Consider the following 7,099-nt stretch of genomic DNA (forward strand, 5'->3'; position numbering starts at 1 on the left):
TTCCGCACGAACAGGAGGCCACTTAATGTGGCCTCCGTCGTGAGCAGGACTGTCCGAGCAGGAAAGTTCATATGTGGCCGCTGGCGCCCGGGCAGCGCCGGGGACCGCACGAGCACGACTACAGCGTCATGTTCGGATCGGCGTCGACGTCGAACGGCGAGATTTCTCCTCGGTCGAATTTACGGCGAGCGACCTCCGCGATCATGGCGGCGTTATCGGTGCATGCCGAGAGAGGCGGCACCGTTACGCGGATTCCCTGACGTCCAAGCTTCTTGATCATCATCTCGCGCAGATGCGGATTGGCCGAGACGCCGCCGCCAATGCAATACTCCTTGCACCCGGTGGCATGCAGGGCGTTCTTGGCCTTCTTGTACTGCACGTCAAAGACCGCCGCCTCAAACGAGGCCGCCAGGTCGGGCAGGTGAATCGTGCGCCCGGCCTTGGTCTCCTGCTCGATGTAGAGCGTCACCGCCGTCTTGAGACCCGAAAGCGAGAAGCGGTAGTCTCCCCTGCTGTTAAGCGCACGGGGGAAATCGATCGCCTTGGGGTTGCCTGTCTCGGCCAGCTTGGAGATGATGGGGCCGCCGGGATAGCCCAGGCCCAGGGCCTTTGCCACCTTGTCGAAAGCTTCGCCTACGGCGTCGTCCAGCGTTTCGCCAAGCACCTCGTAGTCGCCCCATGCCTTTACGTGCACGAGCATGGTGTGCCCGCCCGAGACAAGCGTAAAGATGAACGGCGGCTTGAGGTCGGGCTGCGCCAACAGGTTGGCAAACAGGTGACCCTCCAGATGATTGACACACACGAGCGGTTTGCCGGCAGCATATGCAAAGCCCTTGGCAAAGGCGACGCCCACCACCAGGGCGCCCACCAGGCCTGGACCCTGCGTCACGCCCACGGCGGCAAGCTCACTTGGCGCAATCGCTCCGCCCTCAAGGCCAAGCGATGCCGCGGCATCTTCAAGCGCCGCATCTACGACACTCACAATCACCTCAACGTGCTTGCGCGAGGCGATCTCGGGCACCACGCCGCCAAAGCGGGCATGAAAATCAATCTGCGTCGACACCTGGTTGGCCAGCATATTGCCATCTGCATCGATAATCGCCACGGCCGTCTCGTCGCAGGAGCTCTCGATGGCAAGCACCAGGCGACGGCGCTCGATTTCGGCACGTTCCTCAACGGTGCGATCGGGCGCGGCCAGCGGCCATACGCGCTGCTCTGCCGCCGTCGGCTCGGGCGAAGCATTGTCGACCGGAAGCACCAGGGGCAGCGGAGCCGTCATGACGATTGCGTCCTTGCCAGCACCATAGTAGCCGCGGCGACGGCCAGCCTCGGTAAAACCCAGGGCGGCATAGAGTGCAATTGCGCCCTCGTTGCCGTCCTCAACCTCAAGCGAAGCCGTGGTGCAGCCGAGCATCTGCGCGTCATAGCTCACGTGCGACAGAAGCTTGCGGGCGATACCCTCACGGCGATGAGACGGATCGACGGCAACGTCCATAATCTGCACGTCCCCGTCCACGACCATGCCGCCGGCAAGACCCAGCAGACGGCCGTCGTCGTGCGCCACCCACCAACTACGCGGCGCAGCGACGTCCTTGCCCAGTTCAGACAGAAACATACCCGGCGTCCACGCCTCGTGTCCGGCACCTTCAAAGCAGGCAGCCTCTAGCGTGCTCGCGCCCTCGGCATCCGCCGCGCCCATGGGACGGAACTGCAGATGACGACCGGCGAGCTCATCGGCAACGCCCGTAATTTCGCTCTGCGCACTCTCGGCAAGACCAAGACGCTTGCGCTCGTTTTCCTCGGCATCCGAAAGGCGCGTGTAAATCGGCAGGACGCGAGCCGGATCGCCGTCACCCGCAGCGTGCGCGAGCAGCAAGCCCTCGCCCGAAGGCCACCACAGGTCGCGCTCCACGCAGCGGGCGGTCTCGTCCTCACCCAGCAGCTTGCCATAGCGCACGAGACCGTCACCGGTCAGCTGAACCTGGTCCCAGTCCGCTGCTTGGCGCCACTCATCGAGCGCCACGGCGGCCTTGACCACGTGTTCGCGCTCAAATTGACGCTCGGGGCCCTCATCGACCAGCATATACAGCGCCGGATATACCTCACCGCGCATAGCGTCGGCCAAGATACCAAGCTTGCCGCGCACGCCAGCCTTCCACGCCGTCCAAGCGCAAGCGTCGAGCGTCGACACGCCCAGCAGCGGAACATTGGCACCACGCGCGAGGCCCTTGGCAGTGGAGATGCCGATGCGCACGCCCGTAAACGACCCCGGGCCGCGGCCGACCACGTAGCAACCAACATCGCTGCGATCCAGGCCGGCCTGCTTCAGTACGCCATCAACAGTATTCACGAGCTCCACATTGGCATGGCGACGGCACATATGGTCGCCACTCACCAGCTTCGCCTCGCCCGTCTGCGCATCAATCCAGCTTACCGCGCAGGCAAGCATGTCAGTCGAAGTATCGAGCGCCACCACCGGCGCGTTGTCCCTATGCAAGCTCATCTTGTACAGCCCTATCAATCAAATCGGAAAGCTCCGTCGCGCGCTCGCCGTGAGCCTCGAGCGTGATCGTTCGCACGTCGCTGTCGCTCTCATCACGCTTGAGCGTCACCGAAAGATACTCATCCGTCAGCTCGTCCTGGAATTGTTCGCCCCATTCCAGCAGGCAAGCACCCTCATAGCCCAGCACGTCAAAAATGCCCGTATCCTCGAGCTCGTAGGCATGCTCCAAGCGGTATAGATCAAAGTGAAACAGCGGAATACGACCTTGATCGTGAACGGCCATGAGCGCGAACGTAGGGCTCGTAACCATATGTCCATCGCCCAGCCCGCGCGAGACGCCCTTGGTAAAGTGAGTTTTGCCCACTCCCAGGCCACCGGTCAGGATGAGCACATCGCCATCCTCAAGGCACGGTGCAATTAGCTCGCCAAAGTACTCCGTATCGGCAGCGCAAGTCGTTTTGTAAGTACCTACCCCCAGGCGCTCCAGGGACATATATGCTCCTTATTATTCCGAGGCGTCCTCTGGTGCGGGATGTCGCTCCAGATAGTCGCCCAGCATCTTAAAGTCTTCCTCCAGCAGCTCCTGCCACGCCGGATTGCGTAGCGCTGCTGCCGGATGGAACGTGGGCATCACCACAAAGTGCCCCATCTGATGGAACCTGCCGCGCAGCTTGGTAATGCCGATCTCGGTCTTGAGCACAAAGTGCGTTGCGGGGTTGCCGAGCGTCACGATGATATCGGGCCAGATGCTTCGAATCTGCTCGCGCAAAAACGGTGAGCAAGCCAGCACTTCCTCGGGGCGCGGATTGCGGTTTCCCGGCGGGCGGCACTTAAGCACGTTGGCAATGTAGACGTCTTCGCGTTTGAGCCCCGCCAGCGACAAAATGCCGTTGAGGTCCTCGCCCGCCGCCCCCACAAAGGGCTCGCCCTGCAAATCCTCATTGCGGCCCGGCGCCTCGCCAATAAACATCACGCGAGCGCGGGGGTTTCCCACGCCAAACACGATATTGTGACGCGACTGGTAGAGCTGGCAGAGGTGACAATCGCCCAGAACGGCCTCAATTTCCTCGAGTGCGACCTCACGTGGTGCCTGATGGGTATGGCCGGGGATGTGCATGACGCCCATAGCGGCTCCTACACGTAGACCTTGTCGAGACGCATGCCAAAGCCGCAGGCGACCTCGTAGTTAATCGTTCCGCGCAGTCGGGCCATCTCGTCCATAGTGATCTCGGCATCGCCATCGCGGCCGACAATGATCATCTCGTCACCATACTCGGCCTCGGGAATCTCGTGTGCCGGGTTGGACTGAATGGCGACCATAAACTGGTCCATGCAGATATTGCCAACCTGATGCACACGCTCGCCGCGATACAGCACATCCATACGATTGGAAAGCGTACGCGATAGGCCATCGGCATAACCGATCGGCAGCGTGCAGATCTGAACGCGCGTACGCGGTACGCGGTAGGTAAAACCGTAGCCCACGCCCTCACCCATCGCAGGGTGTGCCACGCGCGTCACACGCGCATGGACGCTCATAACGGGATCAAGCTGCATCACGCGGCCACTCAGCTCGCACGGCTGCATGCCATACAAGCCAACGCCGGCGCGGATCATATCAAAATGCATCGAGGGGTCGAGCATCGAGGACGGCGTGTTGGCGCAGTGCACGATACCGCACTCAAAACCCGCATCCTTAATGGCCTGAACGGCCTCGGTAAAGCGCTGACACTGCAGCTTGTAGTCCCAGCCCGAAGGTTCATCGGCCGTGGCGAAGTGCGTAAATACGCCGTCGCACTGAATACCGCGATGGAAATTTATACCGCGGACAAAGTCGAGCACCTGTGTGTAGTGTACGCCGATACGATTCATACCCGTCTCGATGGCGAGATGATACTTGCCCACCTTGCCCGCCGCGACGGCACATTCGCCATACGCAAGAGCAAAGTCAGACGTATAGACCGAGGGCATGATATCAAACTCGAGCAACGTCGGAATGGCCTCGATAGGCGGCTCGCTTAGGATGAGGATGGGTTTCGTAATCCCGCCCTGTCGGAGCTCAACGCCCTCGTTAACCGTCGCCACGGCAAACATGTCGGCACCGGCCGAATACATGATCTTGGCGCACTCAACAGCTCCATGACCATAAGCATCGGCCTTGACCACGCAGCACAGGCGCTGACGTGGATTCAACAAGTTCTTATAGGCCCTCGTGTTGCGACGGAGCGCCCCGCGGTCGATCTCGACCCAGGACCAGCGCGTCAAATCGGCTTTATTCATGATTAGTCATCCGACCCTTCGTCCATGATTCCCAGATCTTCGAGCGCATCCTTTGCCGCCAGCTCCATGGCAGGACCAATCAAGTCGATAAGATCGGTCGCGATAACGCTCTTCTCACCATACTCCGTCGCCGCGGCAAAACCGGCGTAGCTGTGAAGTGCGACGGCGTACGAATACAGCAACTCCCAACGATCCATCTCGTCGCGCATGGTGGCAAGCGTGCCGGCCAAAATACCCGCGAGAACATCACCCGAACCGGCAGTTGCCAGAGAAGCCGGACCCGAGAGCGGCAACAGAACGCGCTCAACGCCACAGATAGCCGTCGTCGGCCCCTTGGCAATGACCACCAGATTGTCGGAGCCTGCAGCCCAGACAACCTTCTGCGCGGCCGCAATCGCGGTACCAAGGTCGTTCACCTCGTCACCGGCAACCAGACGCGAAAGCTCACGATAGTGCGGCGTCATAACCAACGGCTGCTCGCGACGATACATCTCGGGGTTACTATCAATACCGTCAATGGCAATCTTAGCAAGGCAGTTGAGTGCATCGGCATCCAAAATAAGCGGTACATCAAGCTCGAGCAAGCCCGAAACCACCTGCATAGCGCCGGCCGACGTCGTCATACCGGGACCGCACAGTACGCAGCTGTACTTCTTTGCAATCTCGCACACCGTCATGCGCGCAGCGGCGCCAAAGGAGCCGCGGGAATCAGACGGAATAGCAAAGACGGGAATCGAAGGAAGTGCCATGCGAATAAGATTAGCGCAGGCGTCAGGAGCCGCGACCGCCACGTAACCAGCACCCGCGCGAGCTGCAGACTTGGCCGCCATAATGGCAGCACCAGGATATTGCGCAGATCCGGCGACAATAAGCACAGAGCCACGGGAATACTTATCGATATTCGTAGGAAGTGGAGCAAAGTAATCAACTAAGTCACCGGGCTCGACAATCTCGGCGGCGTGGTCGACATCATCGATGACCTCGTCAAGACGGTCGTAAAGATTGCCGCAGATCAAATCGCCAGCATACTCAGGGCCATCAGCGCTATACAGACCAATCTTGGGCGCAATCATCGTCACCGTATGCTCGGCACGAATGCAGTCGTCATCAACAACGCCCGTCTCGGCATTCAGGCCCGAGGGGACATCAATGGATACGACACAATCGGCGCATTCATTGACCGTAGGAATCCAGATGGAGAACGGCGCACGCAGATTCCCGTGGAAACCGGTACCAAAAATGGCATCGACAACAACATCGGCCTTATCGATCAAAACCTCGAGTTCGTCACGCGAGGGGCCGACGCAAACGTGCACATCGCGGCCGGCAGTACGACGAGCAACATGACGTGCCAGAGCAGCAGGAATCTCATCCGGCTCAACCGGAGAAACGATATCGACGTCCACACCCTTATGGCTCAGAATATCGGCGGCAACCCAACCGTCGCCGCCATTATTACCAAAACCGACCAGAACGAGAACCCGATCGGGATTGAGCTTCAAGACCTCGTTGGCGGCAAACTCACCCGCTAGCTCCATAAGCTCGGCCTTCGAAGTCCCTTCGCGTTCGATGATATCCTCGAGACGAACGACTTCTTCGGTACTCAAAACCGGTTTCATCTATGCTCCTAGCGTATCTTGCGAAGCATCGCCCAGGTGCTCCGTCAATGCTGAATTCTGCAGCTGCTCAAGCTCATCTAAAACAGAGCGAGCCTCTTTAAATGTCTGCGCTACGCGTTTCTTGGTACACACCTTTTCCTCTTTTGGCTTAGGCCGAGCATCTTCGGTAATCGCGATGGCATTCGCAACGGCTAAGTCTCCTGTAAGCGTAATGGAAAGAGCGACCTCAACAACACCCAGCTCTTGAGCGATCTCGAGAGCACGGCCCGAAAGCAGCGCTTTCGGTTTGCCGAGTTTATCACGCGTAACCGAAACATCCTTGCGACCAACGCCTTGACTAAAACCCGTGCCGAGAGCTTTAAGTACCGCCTCGCGCGAAGCAAAGCGGCTGGCATAGTGAGCAGCGGGGCGCGATGATGCATCACAATACGCACGCTCTTCTTCGGTAAACACACGCCGAGCAAACGACGGCGTCTTTTCAAGTATTGATTTCATACGGGAAATCTCGACGATATCAACGCCGATACCAGCTTCAGCCATGTTCACCTCCATATCGCACAGACTAAGTTATTGTAGCCCGTTCACAGAAGATGCGACAAACGAGGGTTATAAAACACAGCTACTATGTGAGACAAGAGCCCGTAAACGCAAAAAAGGGGGAGGCCGCGATGCCTCCCCCTTCTCCATTTCCTCTGAC

At 59.4% G+C, this 7,099-nt stretch carries 6 protein-coding genes; all 6 read right to left on the reverse strand.

What is annotated here, in order from left to right:
* Positions 1-118 precede the first annotated feature (118 nt).
* Genes tsaD through acpS form a run of 6 tightly spaced genes read right to left on the reverse strand, consistent with a single transcriptional unit; the run spans position 119 to position 6,942 of the window.
* Positions 119-2,503, reverse strand: a complete 2,385-nt coding sequence (gene tsaD, locus DWX63_RS10770) for a tRNA (adenosine(37)-N6)-threonylcarbamoyltransferase complex transferase subunit TsaD (RefSeq protein WP_117843702.1) — start codon at positions 2,501-2,503, stop codon at positions 119-121.
* Positions 2,490-2,996: a tRNA (adenosine(37)-N6)-threonylcarbamoyltransferase complex ATPase subunit type 1 TsaE gene (gene tsaE, locus DWX63_RS10775; protein ID WP_117843703.1), complete on the reverse strand. Its 507-nt coding sequence runs from the start codon at positions 2,994-2,996 to the stop codon at positions 2,490-2,492. The genes tsaD and tsaE overlap by 14 nt, the downstream gene beginning before the upstream one ends.
* 12 nt (positions 2,997-3,008) lie before the next feature.
* Entirely contained in the window at positions 3,009-3,629 is a 621-nt protein-coding gene (locus tag DWX63_RS10780) for a uracil-DNA glycosylase (RefSeq protein WP_006235848.1), read from the reverse strand.
* 8 nt (positions 3,630-3,637) lie between these two features.
* Entirely contained in the window at positions 3,638-4,783 is a 1,146-nt protein-coding gene (gene alr / locus DWX63_RS10785) for an alanine racemase (protein ID WP_035137770.1), read from the reverse strand.
* A 2-nt stretch (positions 4,784-4,785) separates the two neighbouring features.
* Positions 4,786-6,402 (reverse strand): NAD(P)H-hydrate dehydratase, encoded by a 1,617-nt coding sequence (locus tag DWX63_RS10790; RefSeq protein WP_082222952.1) that lies wholly within the window; start codon positions 6,400-6,402, stop codon positions 4,786-4,788.
* Positions 6,403-6,942 carry a holo-ACP synthase gene (acpS, locus tag DWX63_RS10795; protein ID WP_117843704.1) on the reverse strand — a complete coding sequence of 180 codons (540 nt, stop codon included), beginning with the start codon at positions 6,940-6,942 and terminating at the stop codon, positions 6,403-6,405.
* Positions 6,943-7,099: the final 157 nt, after the last annotated feature.

The organism is Collinsella sp. AF20-14LB (genome assembly GCF_003459505.1).
Taxonomy (GTDB): Bacteria; Actinomycetota; Coriobacteriia; order Coriobacteriales; family Coriobacteriaceae; genus Collinsella.

Bases quoted from the DNA above. Each gene is read 5' to 3' on its own strand.
- tsaD (WP_117843702.1), bottom strand. From the start codon at position 2,503: ATGAGCTTGCATAGGGACAACGCGCCGGTGGTGGCGCTCGATACTTCG.
- tsaE (WP_117843703.1), bottom strand. From the start codon at position 2,996: ATGTCCCTGGAGCGCCTGGGGGTAGGTACTTACAAAACGACTTGCGCT.
- DWX63_RS10780 (WP_006235848.1), bottom strand. From the start codon at position 3,629: ATGGGCGTCATGCACATCCCCGGCCATACCCATCAGGCACCACGTGAG.
- alr (WP_035137770.1), bottom strand. From the start codon at position 4,783: ATGAATAAAGCCGATTTGACGCGCTGGTCCTGGGTCGAGATCGACCGC.
- DWX63_RS10790 (WP_082222952.1), bottom strand. From the start codon at position 6,402: ATGAAACCGGTTTTGAGTACCGAAGAAGTCGTTCGTCTCGAGGATATC.
- acpS (WP_117843704.1), bottom strand. From the start codon at position 6,942: ATGGCTGAAGCTGGTATCGGCGTTGATATCGTCGAGATTTCCCGTATG.